The sequence below is a fragment of the Flavobacterium sp. genome (assembly GCF_044341265.1).
Classification (GTDB): Bacteria; Bacteroidota; Bacteroidia; order Flavobacteriales; family Flavobacteriaceae; genus Flavobacterium.
Genome location: NZ_JBIISA010000004.1, coordinates 140,832 through 155,986, shown reverse-complemented (window position 1 = coordinate 155,986; position 15,155 = coordinate 140,832). Strand labels below are relative to the sequence as shown.

Here is a 15,155-nt window from a genome sequence, read left to right as displayed (position 1 = left end):
TGCCTGCATTGAATGTTCCGCCTGTTCCTGTAGTTCTTACCCATGAACCACCTGAACTCTCACCTGTAATCAAACTAAATAAATTAATAGGTGTAGAACTACTACCGCAAATGTTTAAACTTCCATCGGCACCAGCGGTTAATGGTGCGTTAACTATTACTTGAATTTCCTGAAATGGTCTACATGTTGGATCTGAAGGTAGTGGATTGGCAATTGCATAAACATAATAAGTACCTACAGCATTAGGAAGAGAACCTATACTTCCTAATACAGGAGCATCATATACTGCAGTACCTGTTGCTGGTGTAGCATTTCCTAAAATTGTACCTCCAGTATACATATTGTCTCCTGTTTGTTGTGTATTGAAATATACATAACTTATAGCGTCAGTTCCTGTAAAGGTTGTATTTACAGAAAAAGGCGTTGGATTACCATTCAAACACAATACTTGATTTGAAGAAGGATTTGCAATTGTTGGACAAGATGTTAATGCCGTACAAGTCAATGATGCAGAAACAAAACATGATCCTGATGCACCAACTGGAGTCAAAGTGAAATTTACATTATCTCCTGATGACAAACCACTTAAGTTGTAAGTTGATGTATTTCCAATTGAGCCTACAGAAATTGGTGTATTTGAATTTACTTGATACGAAACTGTATAATCCGTTGCTCCAGAAAGCGGTGTCCAATCAAACGATACAGAAGTAGATGTGCTAGTACCACAAGTTATAGCAGGCGCTATAGTTGTATTTAATTGATATAAGAAAAAAGAATTTATAGCAACACAATTAGAACCAGATGCTAAATCCTGTATAGCTACCCATATTTGTTGTCCATTTACTCCTGGATAAGTTGTTGTATTAGTTATTGGAGATGCTATATTTTGAGCGTCTGAAAGTGAACTATGGTAACTAATTTCATAATCAGCTGCACTTTGTCCATTTAATATTATAGGATTATTAATTGATAAATTGAAAGTTGAACCAGCACAAACTGTTATATCAATAGGGTTATCAATTGGCATTGGTGGTAAATATTCTACAATTACACAATCTGATATTGGACAACCTGGTCCATATGGATAAGCTGTTGCGCAATAAGTCCCAGCTTGATTAATTGTAATTGTTGGACCTGTCTGACCTGGCATTGGATTTCCGTTCCAGGTCCAAGTGTGAGGAATTGTTGATGCTAATCCAGTATTCAGAGTAGTAGGAGTACCAGGACATGGTGCAAAACCATTTGAAACTAAATAATCTTGAGGAAAACTAAGTTGTGCTGTATTAAAACTCTGTGCTTGTAAAAAAACAGCAGAATCTAATGAGTTATCTCCAACATTTGCAATGGCTAATTTGATATGATAAGTTTGACCACATTGAACTACTGCATTAGCTGCAATTACAGTTGTAAAACCATCATATTGAATAGTAGCGTTAACTAAAGGTGTTGTTCCAGTTCCATTGTTTACATAAAAAGCAGAATTAGAAACGTTATTTACATTATCAATAGAAATTGCAGTGGTTGTTGCTGGCACCAATGCTATATTAGCAGCTCCTCCAGTGTAGGGACCTGTAATACCAGGACCACTCAAAAAGAAACCAAAAACATCATTAAAACCTCCGTTTACAAACTCAAGATATTCTTCAGAACCAAAAACAAAGTTAAAACTCAAATTTTGTCCTATTGGAACAAAATCAAATTCTAAGACAGCTTTGTTTCTAATATTTGCAGACGCTAAAGCCAGTAAGTCTGCATCACCTTGAATTGGATTAGCTGTTGCATCTGTTGCTCCTCCTTGATCATTTGGTCCTACTGCTATTTGAGCGTCACCTGTTGCTAATATAATACCACTGTTAATACCAATATTCGTTGTATTACCTCCTGTAAAACTTCCAACCTGATCGCGGACTAGGTTGGCATTTAAAGCAGATCCATTGAAAGTAACATTTGAAACAGTGATACCACCTCCAAGTAAAACGTTTTGAACTAATTGATTTGGTGTTTGAGTTGTATTATTTACTACAAGCTGGGCAAAAGTTGTATTAAAAAAAGCAAAAAAAAGTATGAGTAGAATTTTTTTCATGTATTGAATAAACTAAAACGTTAATAAAAAACGTCACAAATGTTAATTAATTGTTTAAAAACTTCAAATATAAACATTCCCACAAAATAACTTTGTTAAATTTGTTGAAAATTACACGAATCACTATGAAAATTACTATAAAAGAAACACAAAATCCAACAATTCTAAAATTTGAATTTCCTGATTTTATAACTCAAAATGAAAACTTCGAATTCAAAAATATTGACGAAGCTAAAAACTCACCTTTAGCTCAACAACTATTTTACCTTCCATTTGTAAAAACAGTTTACATTTCAGGAAATTTCATTGCCATCGAACGTTTTAGTATTGTAGATTGGAATGACGTTAAAGATGATGTGGCGGAACAAATTGAAGAATATGTAAAAAATGGAGGAAAAATAATAATTGAAGATCCGCTTAGACCAAAAAAATCAGCAATTACTGTCTATGGTGAAACTACTCCCAATCCTGCAACGTTAAAATTTGTTGTCAACAAAAGAGTCACTAAAACCGCTGTTGAGTTTAAAAATATAGACCAAACAATTGCATCACCTTTAGCAAAAGAACTTTTTAGTTTTCCGTTTGTAAAGGAAATTTTTATCGACGAAAATTACATCTCTGTCACCAAATTCGACATTGCCACTTGGGAAGAAGTTACGCTTGAAATTCGCACTTTTATCAAACAATTCATTGAAAATGGTGGCATAGTAGTCGATGAAACTATGATTGTCCAAGACACCAAACAAGAAAAACAACAAATCAATAATTTCGATAATTTAGACACTACTTCACAACAAATTATCAACATTCTTGAAGAATATGTAAAACCAGCCGTGGCAGCCGATGGCGGAAATATTTTATTTGACTCCTTCGACCAAGATACAAAACGCGTAAAAGTTGTGCTTCAAGGTTCGTGCAATGGTTGTCCATCGTCAACATTCACTTTGAAAAACGGAATCGAAAATATGCTAAAAGATATGCTAAACGACCAAGACATTATTGTTGAAGCTTTAAATGCATAATCTCGAACTGAGCTTGTCGAAGTTTAGGAGCGAATGGTTCGAGAATTTTTGTAAACCCTATTCCTGCTTTCCGCACCACACGGTGGATTGCTCCAATCAGGGCTAGATAGCAATTGTATTGAATAAATTCAGTAGTTTTAACCAACCAATAACCAAAATACCAATGAAAAATTTGAAAACAATTTCTTTCTTCATTTTACTTTCTCTATTGTTAGTAAGCTGCAAATCGGAAGAAACATCAGTAGATTTCAAAAAATTAACCGAAAGTTATTTTGACGAAAAAAACATTCTAAATCCTTTAGAAGCAACAATAAATGGTCAAAACAAATACAACGACCAATTGCAGTTTGAAATGACGGATTCTTTCAGAAAAAAACAAGCCGATTTTTTCAACAAATACGAAACCGAACTTTCAAAAATCGATTTTGAATCACTTTCTGATGAAGAAAAAAACAGTTTTGACATCATTAAATGGGAAGTTGCTGTTGGAAAAGATTTACTTCAACAAAATGCTAATCTTACGCCAATTCATCAATTTTGGGGAACACATTTAACCATGGCGCAATTAGCAGCAGGCGAAAGCGCACAACCATTCAAAACCGAGAAAGATTATAAAAACTTCTTGAAAAGAATGGATTTATATGCTGTCTGGTTAGATTCTGCCATGGTTTATATGAAAAAAGGAATCGATAAAAATGTAGTTTTACCAAAAGTTTTGTCTTTCAAAGTATTAAATCAATTTGACGAAATGATTACTCAAAAAGCAGAAGATAATATTTTTTACACCACTATAAAATCAATGCCTTCTGAAATTTCAGACACTCAAAAAGAAACGCTGAAAAAAGAATACGCATCAACAATCAACGAAAAACTGCTTCCGAGATTCAAGAAAATGACTGCTTTCATAAAATCTGAGTATCTTCCAAAATCCAGAACTACAAGCGGAATTGGTTCACTTCCAAATGGTAGTAATTTATATAAAGCCTATGTAAAACAATGGACTACAACCGAAATGACACCAGAAGAAATTCATACTCTAGGACTTCAAGAAGTAGCTCGATTGAAATCGGAAATGGAAAAAGTGAAAACCGAAGTTGGATTTAAAGGAACTATAAAAGAATTTTTCGATTACGTTAGAAACAAAGCCGAATTAAAACCTTTTGAAAAACCGGAAGAAGTAATTGCCAATTTTGAAAAATATCACGCAACAATAAAACCAAACGTTGATAAATTATTTTCATTACAACCAAAAACGGCTTTTCAAATAAAAAGAACTGAAGCTTTTAGAGAAAAAACAGCTAGTGCCGAATATGTTCAAGGTGCAGCCGATGGTTCTCGACCAGGAACTTTTTATGTTCCAATTCCAGATGTGAAAAACTATAATTTTTATGCTGACGAAGATTTATTTCTTCACGAAGCGATTCCGGGACATCATTTTCAAATTTCTTTACAACAAGAAAATGAAGCTTTGCCTGATTTTAGAAAATTCAATTGGTTTGGTGCTTATGGTGAAGGTTGGGCTTTATACACCGAAAGTTTAGGTAAAGAATTAGGTTTATACAAAGACCCATACCAATATTTTGGAATGTTAGGAAGTGAAATGCATCGAGCAATTCGTTTGGTAGTAGATACCGGAATGCATTCTAAAGGTTGGACACGCGAACAAGCCATTCAATATTCTTTAGACAATGAAGCTGAAAGTGAAGCAAGTATTATTTCAGAAATTGAGCGATATATGGCAGTTCCAGGACAAGCTTTATCGTATAAAATTGGCCAGCTAAAAATAATAGAACTTCGCAAAAAAGCCGAAAAAGAATTGGGCTCTAAATTTGATATTAAAAAATACCATCAAATCGTTCTAGAATCAGGTGTAATGCCACTAGCACTTTTAGAGAAAAAAGTTAACAATTGGATTAAAGCGAGTAAATAGTTAGCAAACTAACACTTATATAAAACCGCAAATTCGCAAATTAAAAATAAATAATTTGCGAATTTGCGGTTATTTTTTTTCGATTCTATTATACAGTAACTTCTTCCGAAGATTTTAAGTTTATTGGTTTTCCGTCAACGTCATAAAATTGGTAACGGTATTTCAACTTTCCGTTTACTTCTTCAATATCTACGTGCATTTGATAGAAACCATTATTCCATTCTACAATAATATCAAAATAGTAATCTCCTACACCAAAGCTTGTGGGCAAATTACTCACGTAAACCAACTTTTTAGATTTTAAATTTAAAGTATTTACCTCTATATTATTGTACGCACCAACATCTTCGTTATCGAAAGTTCTTCCCATATAACTATATTCCTTGGCTTTTTTCTTGCTCTTTCCTTCTTTTGGATCATTGTAAATATCTTTTACAGAAAAAATTACATCTTTCAAAGAGAATTTTCCAACGTTTACTAAAGAGAATTTCAATTGATGAATATACGTAATACGTTGTCCTTTCTTTCGAGGTTCATCATCCGCTAAATCAGAACTTTCGCCTAAATCAATATCTTTAATTTCAATAATAGGAATGTTCTGACCTGATATTTGAGTCATTACTTCAGGTTTGGATTCATCTTTATAATCTGCATCAACAAATTGCTCTTTGGTTTCTTGAATTTCATCACTTAAAACATCAATTTTTTTATTGGCAATATCAATTTCAGTTTCACTTTTTTCTTCAATAGAAATCGCTTCGTTGCTTGAACGATACAGCGAAAACAATGCACCGGTAATCAATGCAAAACCAATAAAAGCTAAAATAAGTGCTGTCATAGACGGATTTCTTTTCATTCCAATAAATTGGTTAAAACTCAGACTTAGAGATTATACAAAAATACTCATTGAAAAGGAATCAATTTTAGTTAAAAAAATAAGTTCTTAACATAGAAATTAACCGATTTTGTAGAAATAAAAAAAGTCCAAACTTTCATTTGGACTTTTTGTGCGGATAATAGGACTTACTTCGACTTCGCTCAGCATAAACTTCTCGTCCTTTTTGCCCACAAAAAAAGTCCAAACTTTCATTTGGACTTTTTGTGCGGATAATAGGACTTACTTCGACTTCGCTCAGCATAAACTTCTCGTCCTTTTTGCCCACAAAAAAAGTCCAAACTCTCGTTTGGACTTTTTGTGCGGATAATAGGACTCGAACCTACACGCCTTGCGGCACCAGATCCTAAGTCTGGCATGTCTACCAATTTCACCATATCCGCGAAAATTGTGAGTGCAAATATAAGAATAATTCTTAATTACAAATTATGAAATAGGAATTTTTTTTAAGACTCTTTTTCGTACTTTTGAATTTCAAAATAAACCATTAAAAATGAATAATATAAAACAATACGTTCAAGAAAACAAAGAGCGTTTTCTAAACGAATTAATCGAATTATTAAAAATTCCCTCTGTAAGTGCGGATACGGCTTACTCTCAAGATGTGATTGATACTGCAAATGCGGTGAAAGTTTCACTTGAAAAAGCTGGTTGTAATCACGTTGAAATTTGTGAAACTCCTGGTTACCCAATTGTCTTTGGAGAACATATTATTGATAAAAATCTTCCAACAGTTTTGGTTTACGGACATTATGACGTTCAACCACCAGATCCAATGGAGCTTTGGACTTCTCCTCCATTTGAACCTGTAATAAAAACCACAGAAATTCATCCAGAAGGTGCAATTTTCGCTCGTGGTGCTTGTGATGATAAAGGTCAAATGTACATGCACGTGAAAGCATTTGAATACATGATTCAAAATAATTGTTTGCCTTGCAACGTAAAATTCATGATTGAAGGTGAAGAAGAAGTGGGTTCTAAAAGTTTATCATGGTTTGTTACTCAAAATCAAGAAAAACTAGCTAACGACGTGATTTTAATTTCTGATACTGGAATGATTTCTAATCAACAACCGTCAATTACAACAGGATTGCGTGGTTTAAGTTATGTTGAAGTTGAAGTTACTGGACCAAATCGTGACTTACATTCTGGACTTTATGGTGGAGCAGTTGCAAATCCTATAAATGTTTTGGCAAAAATGATTGCCTCACTTCATGACGAAAACAATCACATAACAATTCCGGGATTCTATGATAATGTAGAAGAATTATCTTTAGAAGAAAGAGCCGAAATGGCAAAAGCACCTTTCAATTTAGATAATTATAAAAAAGCATTGAACCTTAACGACATTTACGGCGAAAAAGGATATGTTACCAACGAAAGAAACTCGATTCGTCCAACGCTAGACGTAAACGGAATTTGGGGCGGATATACTGGCGAAGGTGCAAAAACTGTAATTGCAAGTCAGGCATTTGCTAAAATATCGATGCGTTTGGTACCAAATCAAGATTGGGAAGAAATTACTGAATTGTTTACTAAACACTTTAAAAGTATTGCTCCTTCTGGCGTAACAGTAAAAGTAAAACCGCATCATGGCGGACAAGGTTATGTAACTCCAATCGATAGCATTGGTTACAAAGCCGCGAATAAAGCTTACACTGAAACTTTTGGAGTTCCTGCGATTCCAGTGCGTTCTGGTGGAAGTATTCCGATTGTTGCTTTATTCGAAAAAGAATTAAAATCAAAAACTATATTAATGGGATTCGGATTGGATTCTGATGCTATTCACTCACCAAACGAACATTTCGGAATTTTCAATTACTTAAAAGGTATCGAAACTATTCCTTTGTTTTATAAGTATTTTGTGGAAATGAGTAAATAATTCAACCGCAAATTCGCAAATTTTAAATCCGTTTATTCTTCATTGAGTGAACGGGTTTTTTTATACGAAAATGTTAAATTTTTATTCTACACTTGTAGAAGTGAAATTTTATTCTACATTTGTAGAGTTAATTCTAAAAATGTAGAGCAATGCAACTATCGAACTCCGAAGAACAAGTAATGGAACATTTATGGAAACTTGAAAAAGCTTTCATGAAAGATTTACTAGAAGCTTTCCCTAAACCGAAACCAGCTACAACAACAGTTGCAACTTTATTAAAAAGAATGATTGATAAGAATTTTGTGGCTTACAACGAATTTGGAAATTCAAGAGAATACTATCCGTTAGTAAAAAAAGAAGATTATTTTTCAAAACATGTAAATGGGTTAATTAAAAACTTCTTTAACGATTCGGCATCGCAGTTTGCATCTTTCTTTACAAGAGAAACCAATCTAACCGAAAAAGAATTGGAAGAATTAAAAAAAATCATCGATGTTGAACTTCAAAAAAAGAAAAAATGATCGACTTTCTATTAAAATCAACCATCAGTTTAATCGTTTTTCTTGGCTTCTATCATTTGGTTTTAGAACGTGAAAAAATGCATCAATTCAATAGATTTTACCTTCTGTTTACAATTATAATTTCATTTGTAATTCCATTTCTAACTTTTGAAATCATTAAAATTGTTCCTGTTGTTCAGAATTTTGAACCTTTAAATACGGTAATAACTTCGTCAGCAATTCCTGAAAATGAAATTCAAGGAACTAGTTTACCAATAGAAGAAAAAATCAACTTCATGCCTTACGTTTTATGGAGTTTGTATGGAATAATTAGCTTCCTATTATTAATTCGATTCTCAAAAAACATTTGGAAATTAATTGCAAAATCCAAATCCAATCCGAATGTAAAATACAAAAATGCTAATTTGGTTTTGGTTGAAGAAAAGACGCTTCCTCACACCTTTTTGAATTCAATATTCATCAATTTTGAAGATTATAATAACCGAAATATTGAAGACGAATTGTACACACACGAATTGGTTCACGTAACTCAAAAACATACTTTAGATATTTTATTTATTGAATTCTTGAAAGTTATTTTTTGGTTCAATCCGATATTTATTTTTTATAAAAAAGCTATTCAACTCAATCACGAATTTCTTGCCGATGAAGAAATTGTGAAAACTTATAACAATGTTCCGTTTTACCAAAATTTACTTTTGCAAAAAGGAAGCAACAACCAAACGATTTACTTGGCCAGTAATTTGAATTATTTAGTAACCAAAAAACGATTAATAATGATGACAAAAAACACATCGCAAAAAATAGCTCTACTAAAAAAAGTAGCTGTTGTTCCTATCCTTTCCGTGTTGGTTTACTTTTTCTGTATTGAAGTTGTGGCGCAAGAGAAAATAATCGGTACGTATTCAAAAAATAACAACTCTGAAGTAACTGATAAAGATAAAATTAGAGATAGTTATTACAGTGGTGTTTATGTAAACATTATTGATGAACGAACTAATAGAAAAGACGTAACTCTGTATGAAAATCTTTCATTAGAAGATAAAAGAAAATACTTAAATCTAATTCCTGAGATTCAAATTGAAAAAGAAATTCCTGCATTATTATTTGAAAATTTAAAATCCAAAAACTTTAAAATTGGAATTAATAATAAGTTGATTAAAAAAGAGGAATTAAAAAAGTATCAACGAACTGATTTTAGTTATTACTCCTGTCATATGATTAATAAAAGTGAGAGAACAAAAGAGTTTCCGCAAGGATATCAATATACACTTTACACAAAAGAATATTTTGATAAAAACATGAAAAACAGTCAAGTTCATTTTAAAGGTGATACCATAATAATTGGAAACGTAAGCTATCAAACTGCGATGAAAAATAAAATAGTAAAAACTTTAAAAGCTGATACACTTGTTTGGTATTCTGAAGGCAAAGAAGGATACAATTTGTACATGAATGAGAAAAAAGAAAAGAAAGTTATTGTAATTGATGCTGGTCATGGCGGACATGATTTTGGGGCAACAATAGATGATTTGAATGAAAAAAATCTAACTTCAGAAATAGCAAAAAAAATTAAAGAAATGCATTCTGATTCAAATGTAGAAATTCATTTCACTAGAACTGATGATGAATTTATAGCTTTAAACGAAAGAACAACTTTAATTAATAACATAAAACCTGATCTAGTTATATCACTTCACATAAATAACAATAAAAATACCAATTCAAGCGGATTTGAAGTTTATATAAGTGATAAAACCGATTTTCTAGATAAAAATAAAGAGTTTGCCGAAAAACTTTCTTCAAAATTATCTAAAACACAACTAAAAAATAGAGGTTTAAAAACAGCTCCTTTTTGGATTTTGAAAAATTCTATCTGTCCTTCAATGGTGGTTGAACTTGGTTTTATTTCAAATGAAAATGATAGAAATTTTATTGCAAGTGAAAAAGGTCAAACCGAAATTGCAAAACATATAGTAGCTTTTATTTCTGAAGTAAAGTGATTTAATTATACAAAATTGTCTAAACTAATCCGCTCTAATAAAGCGGATTTTTCTTTTAAAACAATCTGTGAATCAGTGGCTAACCAAACTAATTTTCAATATTTTACAACATTATAAAATTTTTGGCGTTAAATTTGTATTACAATCATCAAATCAAAATCAATCAATCATGTTAAAACGTTTTTTTATTCTTTGTTCTGGTGTCGATACTGACATTGTGAACGGTTGTTCCAACGGCGAACAAAACAAATATGCTGGCATTGGAGCCACAGTGTTCTTCACAGCAATTATGGCTTTTATAGCTAGTAGCTATGCACTTTTTACGGTTTTTGATAATGTCTATACCGCAGTTTTCTTTGGTTTAGTTTGGGGATTTTTAATCTTCAATCTGGATAGATTTATCGTTTCGACTATCAAAAAACGTGATAATTTTTTAGACGAATTTATTCAAGCAACACCTCGAATTGCTTTAGCGATTATTATAGCAATTGTAATTTCAAAACCATTGGAAATCAAAATTTTTCAGAAAGAAATTGAAACCGTTTTGCTAAAAGAGAAAAACGAAATGGCAATGGCGAATAAAAAACAAGTGACCAATTATTTTCAAAGCGATGTCGATAAAAACAAAGCCGAAATCGATAGCTTGAAAAGTGATATTACTAAAAAAGAAAAAGAAGTAAATGATTTATATTCGGTTTTCATTACTGAAGCTGAAGGAACTGCTGGAACAAAAAAATTAGGAAAAGGTCCGGTTTATAAAGAAAAACGTGAAAAACACGATATGGCTTTGAAACAATTGGATTCTATGAAAGCTGCAAATGCTGTAAAAATTAAAGAAAAAGAAGCTAAAGCCAAAACGCTACAAGCCGATTTAGACAAAAAAGTGACTGATTCGCAACCCATTATCGATGGTTTTGACGGATTAATGGCAAGAATTAATGCTTTGAATAAATTACCTTGGTTGCCATCATTTTTTATAATGTTGTTGTTTCTAGCAATTGAAACTTCGCCAATTATTGCCAAATTACTTTCGCCAAAAGGTGAATATGATTTCAAGCAAGAAGATGCCGAAATGGGAATTAAAAATGTACTCGCACAAAATCGTTATCAAAGTGATTTGCAGCGAAAAACCGATGCAGAAATTTACGATAAAGTCTATGCTGATATCAAAGACGACAAAGAACTATACAATTATAAGAAAAAAGGTGCTTTGGAATTATTGAAATTACAAGCTGATGGATTTGTTGAAAAGCAGAAGAAGTCAATGTAGATTTTCATAACCACAAAAGACACAAAAGGAAACCCGATAAAGTTAATTTATCGGGTTTCAATTTTTAAAAACTTAGTGGTTAAATTTTATGGTAAATAAGAATACCCATTTCTACTTTTCCACATGAAATATTTCTCCAAAATAACTTTGTTAAAATCATAAATCACGTTTGGAATCATAATTGCAAAATTTCGCGGTTTGAACAAATGGTCTGAGAAAATAATAACTTCTTTTTTACCACAATCCATAATACAAAGTCCCATAATTTTTCCCCAAGCTTTTTTCTTCAAATCGGTTTTCCCTTGTGAAACTCTTATGATGTTTTCGGCAACAATTTTCCCGGTTTCATCTGATGGATAACCTGTTTTTGGTGAAGCAAACGGAATTTTTCCTGGTGTAAATGGTAAAACTACATTTACAGCAATTCCTGCAGCCCAAATATTTGGATAATCTACATGTCTGTAATCGTCTCCGACATTGATATAACCAGTTGGTGTAGCATGCAAATCGGTTGAATTGGATACAAAATCAACTCCAATGAAAGGTGGCATTAACATTGAGAATTTGAATGGTAATTCTTCATCAGAAGATAGAATTATTTTGTCTTCTTTTACTTCTTTTACACCAACTTGGGTTCTGTAGTGAATGTTAAACATTTTCATAAATGCTTTAAGCATACTTTCTCCCATTGGCATTCCGTCAATTCCGAAATGTCCTAAATAATCTTCTGGAGTAATCCAATATAAATCTACTTTTTTACGAATATTTTGTTCACGAAGCCATTTTTCTATATTGAATAAAAACTCATAAGCTGCGCCCATACAACCTGCATTTTGAGTAGCACCAATAACAATTGGACCAGGATTTTTCTTAAACTCTTCTAAAGCTTTTCTGGCTTTCATGGCTCCGTTTGGAGTTCCAATATAATGAGTATATTCTTCTACACCTGGCGCAACATCATATTTCACTTTTGGACCGGTCGCAATCACTAAATTATCATATTTAAAATCGCCTTTATCGGTAGTTACAATTTGAGTTGTAGGATTTACAGTGAGTGCTTCTGCGTGAATAAAATCAACACCTTTCTTAATTAAAATTCCTTCTTTTTTAAAAGATATATCTTTCATTTCTCTTCTTCCAAATGGTATCCAAATTAAAGATGGAATGAATAAAAAAAGTGGTGATTTATCAATCAATATTACTTTATGTTCGTTTTTACCTTTTCTTTTGATTTCTAGCGCTGCGGTCATACCTGCAAAACTTCCTCCTATTACTACTGTTGTTGTCATGATTTTTGATTTTAACAGTATAAAATTACTTCACTTTAACCAATTAAAAAGTCACAAATGTTACATAAGGACATAAAAAAACCGACTGAATTTTATTTCAATCGGTTTGATGCTTTTTTATTTTGAAATTACAAATAGCTTAAAATTTCATTTTTCAATTTATCATATTCTCCTTGCAGAATTAAACCATTATCCAATAGCTTTTTGTAATTCTGAAGTTTTTCAAATAATTGATCTTGAGTTAAACTTGCCAAACCACTTTCGGCATTCAATTTTTCATCGGGAAATTGTTTTTCATCTCTGTAACCTGATTGTTCTACAGGGATAATTTCGGCAAAATTAGTTACTTCTTCTGTTGCAACCTCTTCTACTTCTTCAACAACTTCATCGTAAACTGGAGCAACTTCTTCAATCACTGAACTTGAAGTTGGAACTGAAACTGGGTTTTTCAACAAATCCAATTGCTCTTTGGCGTAAGTATATAATTTTCGTGCTTGATTTTTTGGTAAATAATCAACTGTGTGCGTCAATTCTGATTTGGTAGTGAAAGTGAAATCGGCACCAAGAATTCCTTCTTTTACAAAGCTTGCTGAAATATCATCCCAATCATAATCTACAAATTCCATCGATAAACCAAGATTTTTTGGTTTGCAAAGAATTATTCTTTTGTTAGTAACTACAATACTATCTGGCAAAATTGTCACAGCTGGTTTTTTCTGCACAGCAATATAACCAACCTCTTCATTTGACATTAATAAATTACTCAATTTTGAAGTGATTTTCTCAATCGCTTTTGGATCTTGGTCTTCGTTTAATATTTTCTTTAAATTATCAATCATGATAGTTGTTTTGAATTTTATTCTAATTGTTTCACAAAAGTAATGCCTAAATTAATACAAAATCAAAAAAGAGATTGATAAATCAACCTCTCTTTCTTTGAAAAATAAAAATAAAAATAAAAAATCACTTGTAATGCAATGCTATTTGGCCTATTTGACCTAATATTTTAAAAGAATCTTTGAATGATAATTTTGAACCATCCATATGAACCCATCTGTCTAAAGGTTTTTCACACAATAAAGTTCTTGCCGTTTCTAAACCATATTTCTTTCTCATTCTCATAAAAATTTCAACATCAAATAACCATTTGGTCAAAAATTTTGTTTGAAACGTATCTTCTACAACATCTTTAGTCATGATTTTAGCACCACATTGAGTGTCTTTAAAATCCATTCCTAATGTTTTTCTAATAATAAAATTAATAGTTTTACTAATTATTGCTCTTGCAGATTCTTTTTCAATATCGGCACCCATTCTTGTTATTCTAGAACCGCTCACAATTTTAAAATTTGAATCTTTAATAGTATCAACTAAAGAATCAAAATCTTCGAAATTAGTTGATAAATCGGCATCTAAAAAACCTATATAATCAAACTGTTGTTGTTTTGCCAAATGCAACATTCCCAAACGAACAGCTTCTGCTTTTCCTCCATTTTGTTCACAATTATAAACACTAATTCTTCCTTCGTTTTGCTTTTTTAAATCGTACAAAACATCTAAAGTATTGTCTTTACTTCCATCATTCACAAAACACAAATGATAGCTTAAATTTGAATTAACAAATTTTTTAAATTCTTCACTTAACAATCGTTTTTCTTCATTGTAGCATGGAATAACTACGCCAATAACTTTATTCTGAATGAATTTACTTTTATTCACTGGATATGAAATATTACTTGCTCCAATTAGTCTTTTAACTCTTATACCAATTTCATTTAGACTTAATGGCTTTTTCATATAATCTGTTGCACCTAAAGCAAAGCCTTTTTCAATCACATCTTCGTTATTATTTCCTGATAAAATCATAACTGGTATATCATGATTCTTTTCAACTTTAATATAATGAACAACATCAAGACCTGAACTAGCATTTATTGAATATTCATGATTATTTAAAACAACTTCTCCTGAATACTCTGGCATATTGATATCGGCAATAACCAAATTTGGCATGTAACTATCGTACTTTTCTTTTGCATCATTTACAGAGTTTGAAGTCATAACTTCATAACCTAAATCTGTTAAACATTTTTTTAATGATAGTAATACTAATTCTTGATCGTCTACGATTAAAATTTTCATTATTTTTTATTTTTTATTGTTATTTTTCATGTCAAAAGTACTACGAAACTATAAGGTCAATTTTTATTTTAGACCAAAGAATAAATAAGTGTCGACGAATGGTTTTTTTATGTAGATA

At 31.6% G+C, this 15,155-nt stretch carries 11 protein-coding genes and 1 tRNA gene; 6 read left to right on the top strand and 6 right to left on the bottom strand.

Annotation, left to right across the window (positions count from 1 at the left end; all coding sequences use genetic code 11):
- Positions 1-2,083, bottom strand: a 2,083-nt coding sequence (locus tag ACIQ06_RS03290; protein ID WP_396143860.1) for a choice-of-anchor L domain-containing protein, incomplete at its 3' end; no start/stop codon positions are given.
- 125 nt (positions 2,084-2,208) lie between these two features.
- On the opposite strand from ACIQ06_RS03290, the gene ACIQ06_RS03285 reads away from it, so the two are divergent.
- Positions 2,209-3,105: a NifU family protein gene (locus ACIQ06_RS03285; protein WP_396143859.1), complete on the top strand. Its 897-nt coding sequence runs from the start codon at positions 2,209-2,211 to the stop codon at positions 3,103-3,105.
- A gap of 163 nt (positions 3,106-3,268) precedes the next feature.
- Positions 3,269-5,035 (top strand): DUF885 domain-containing protein, encoded by a 1,767-nt coding sequence (locus ACIQ06_RS03280; RefSeq protein ID WP_396143858.1) that lies wholly within the window; start codon positions 3,269-3,271, stop codon positions 5,033-5,035.
- Positions 5,036-5,123: 88 nt separating this feature from the next.
- On the opposite strand, the gene ACIQ06_RS03275 is transcribed toward ACIQ06_RS03280, so the two are convergent.
- Together ACIQ06_RS03275 and ACIQ06_RS03270 are read right to left on the bottom strand one after the other, a co-directional pair.
- Positions 5,124-5,873 (bottom strand): hypothetical protein, encoded by a 750-nt coding sequence (locus ACIQ06_RS03275; protein WP_396143857.1) that lies wholly within the window; start codon positions 5,871-5,873, stop codon positions 5,124-5,126.
- A 358-nt stretch (positions 5,874-6,231) separates the two neighbouring features.
- Positions 6,232-6,313: transfer RNA gene (locus ACIQ06_RS03270), tRNA-Leu, on the bottom strand.
- A gap of 110 nt (positions 6,314-6,423) precedes the next feature.
- Here ACIQ06_RS03270 and ACIQ06_RS03265 point away from each other — a divergent pair.
- The 4 genes from ACIQ06_RS03265 to ACIQ06_RS03250 all read left to right on the top strand — a co-directional run bounded on the left by ACIQ06_RS03265 (position 6,424) and on the right by ACIQ06_RS03250 (position 11,606).
- Complete coding sequence (locus tag ACIQ06_RS03265) at positions 6,424-7,812, top strand: dipeptidase (RefSeq protein ID WP_396143856.1); 1,389 nt, start codon at positions 6,424-6,426, stop codon at positions 7,810-7,812.
- A gap of 149 nt (positions 7,813-7,961) precedes the next feature.
- Positions 7,962-8,333 (top strand): BlaI/MecI/CopY family transcriptional regulator, encoded by a 372-nt coding sequence (locus ACIQ06_RS03260; RefSeq protein WP_396143855.1) that lies wholly within the window; start codon positions 7,962-7,964, stop codon positions 8,331-8,333.
- On the top strand, positions 8,330-10,336 hold the full coding sequence (locus ACIQ06_RS03255) for an N-acetylmuramoyl-L-alanine amidase (protein WP_396143854.1): 2,007 nt from the start codon (positions 8,330-8,332) through the stop codon (positions 10,334-10,336). Before ACIQ06_RS03260 ends, ACIQ06_RS03255 begins: the two co-directional genes overlap by 4 nt.
- Before the next feature lie 169 nt (positions 10,337-10,505).
- The gene (locus ACIQ06_RS03250; protein ID WP_396143853.1) at positions 10,506-11,606 is read left to right on the top strand and encodes a DUF4407 domain-containing protein; all 1,101 of its coding nucleotides are present in this window, start codon (positions 10,506-10,508) and stop codon (positions 11,604-11,606) included.
- Between the two features lie 86 nt (positions 11,607-11,692).
- Here the strand turns inward: ACIQ06_RS03250 and ACIQ06_RS03245 are convergent, their stop codons facing one another.
- The 3 genes from ACIQ06_RS03245 to ACIQ06_RS03235 all read right to left on the bottom strand — a co-directional run bounded on the left by ACIQ06_RS03245 (position 11,693) and on the right by ACIQ06_RS03235 (position 15,037).
- Positions 11,693-12,895 (bottom strand): NAD(P)/FAD-dependent oxidoreductase, encoded by a 1,203-nt coding sequence (locus tag ACIQ06_RS03245; RefSeq protein ID WP_396143852.1) that lies wholly within the window; start codon positions 12,893-12,895, stop codon positions 11,693-11,695.
- Between the two features lie 128 nt (positions 12,896-13,023).
- Complete coding sequence (locus ACIQ06_RS03240; RefSeq protein WP_396143851.1) at positions 13,024-13,734, bottom strand: PH domain-containing protein; 711 nt, start codon at positions 13,732-13,734, stop codon at positions 13,024-13,026.
- 124 nt (positions 13,735-13,858) lie between these two features.
- The gene (locus tag ACIQ06_RS03235; protein WP_396143850.1) at positions 13,859-15,037 is read right to left on the bottom strand and encodes a glycosyltransferase; all 1,179 of its coding nucleotides are present in this window, start codon (positions 15,035-15,037) and stop codon (positions 13,859-13,861) included.
- Between the last annotated feature and the right edge of the window lie 118 nt (positions 15,038-15,155).

What these genes read in the sequence shown, in the direction of transcription:
- ACIQ06_RS03285 (WP_396143859.1), top strand. Translation starts at nt 2,209, where the DNA reads ATGAAAATTACTATAAAAGAAACACAAAATCCAACAATTCTAAAATTT.
- ACIQ06_RS03280 (WP_396143858.1), top strand. Translation starts at nt 3,269, where the DNA reads ATGAAAAATTTGAAAACAATTTCTTTCTTCATTTTACTTTCTCTATTG.
- ACIQ06_RS03275 (WP_396143857.1), bottom strand. Translation starts at nt 5,873, where the DNA reads ATGACAGCACTTATTTTAGCTTTTATTGGTTTTGCATTGATTACCGGT.
- ACIQ06_RS03265 (WP_396143856.1), top strand. Translation starts at nt 6,424, where the DNA reads ATGAATAATATAAAACAATACGTTCAAGAAAACAAAGAGCGTTTTCTA.
- ACIQ06_RS03260 (WP_396143855.1), top strand. Translation starts at nt 7,962, where the DNA reads ATGCAACTATCGAACTCCGAAGAACAAGTAATGGAACATTTATGGAAA.
- ACIQ06_RS03255 (WP_396143854.1), top strand. Translation starts at nt 8,330, where the DNA reads ATGATCGACTTTCTATTAAAATCAACCATCAGTTTAATCGTTTTTCTT.
- ACIQ06_RS03250 (WP_396143853.1), top strand. Translation starts at nt 10,506, where the DNA reads ATGTTAAAACGTTTTTTTATTCTTTGTTCTGGTGTCGATACTGACATT.
- ACIQ06_RS03245 (WP_396143852.1), bottom strand. Translation starts at nt 12,895, where the DNA reads ATGACAACAACAGTAGTAATAGGAGGAAGTTTTGCAGGTATGACCGCA.
- ACIQ06_RS03240 (WP_396143851.1), bottom strand. Translation starts at nt 13,734, where the DNA reads ATGATTGATAATTTAAAGAAAATATTAAACGAAGACCAAGATCCAAAA.
- ACIQ06_RS03235 (WP_396143850.1), bottom strand. Translation starts at nt 15,037, where the DNA reads ATGAAAATTTTAATCGTAGACGATCAAGAATTAGTATTACTATCATTA.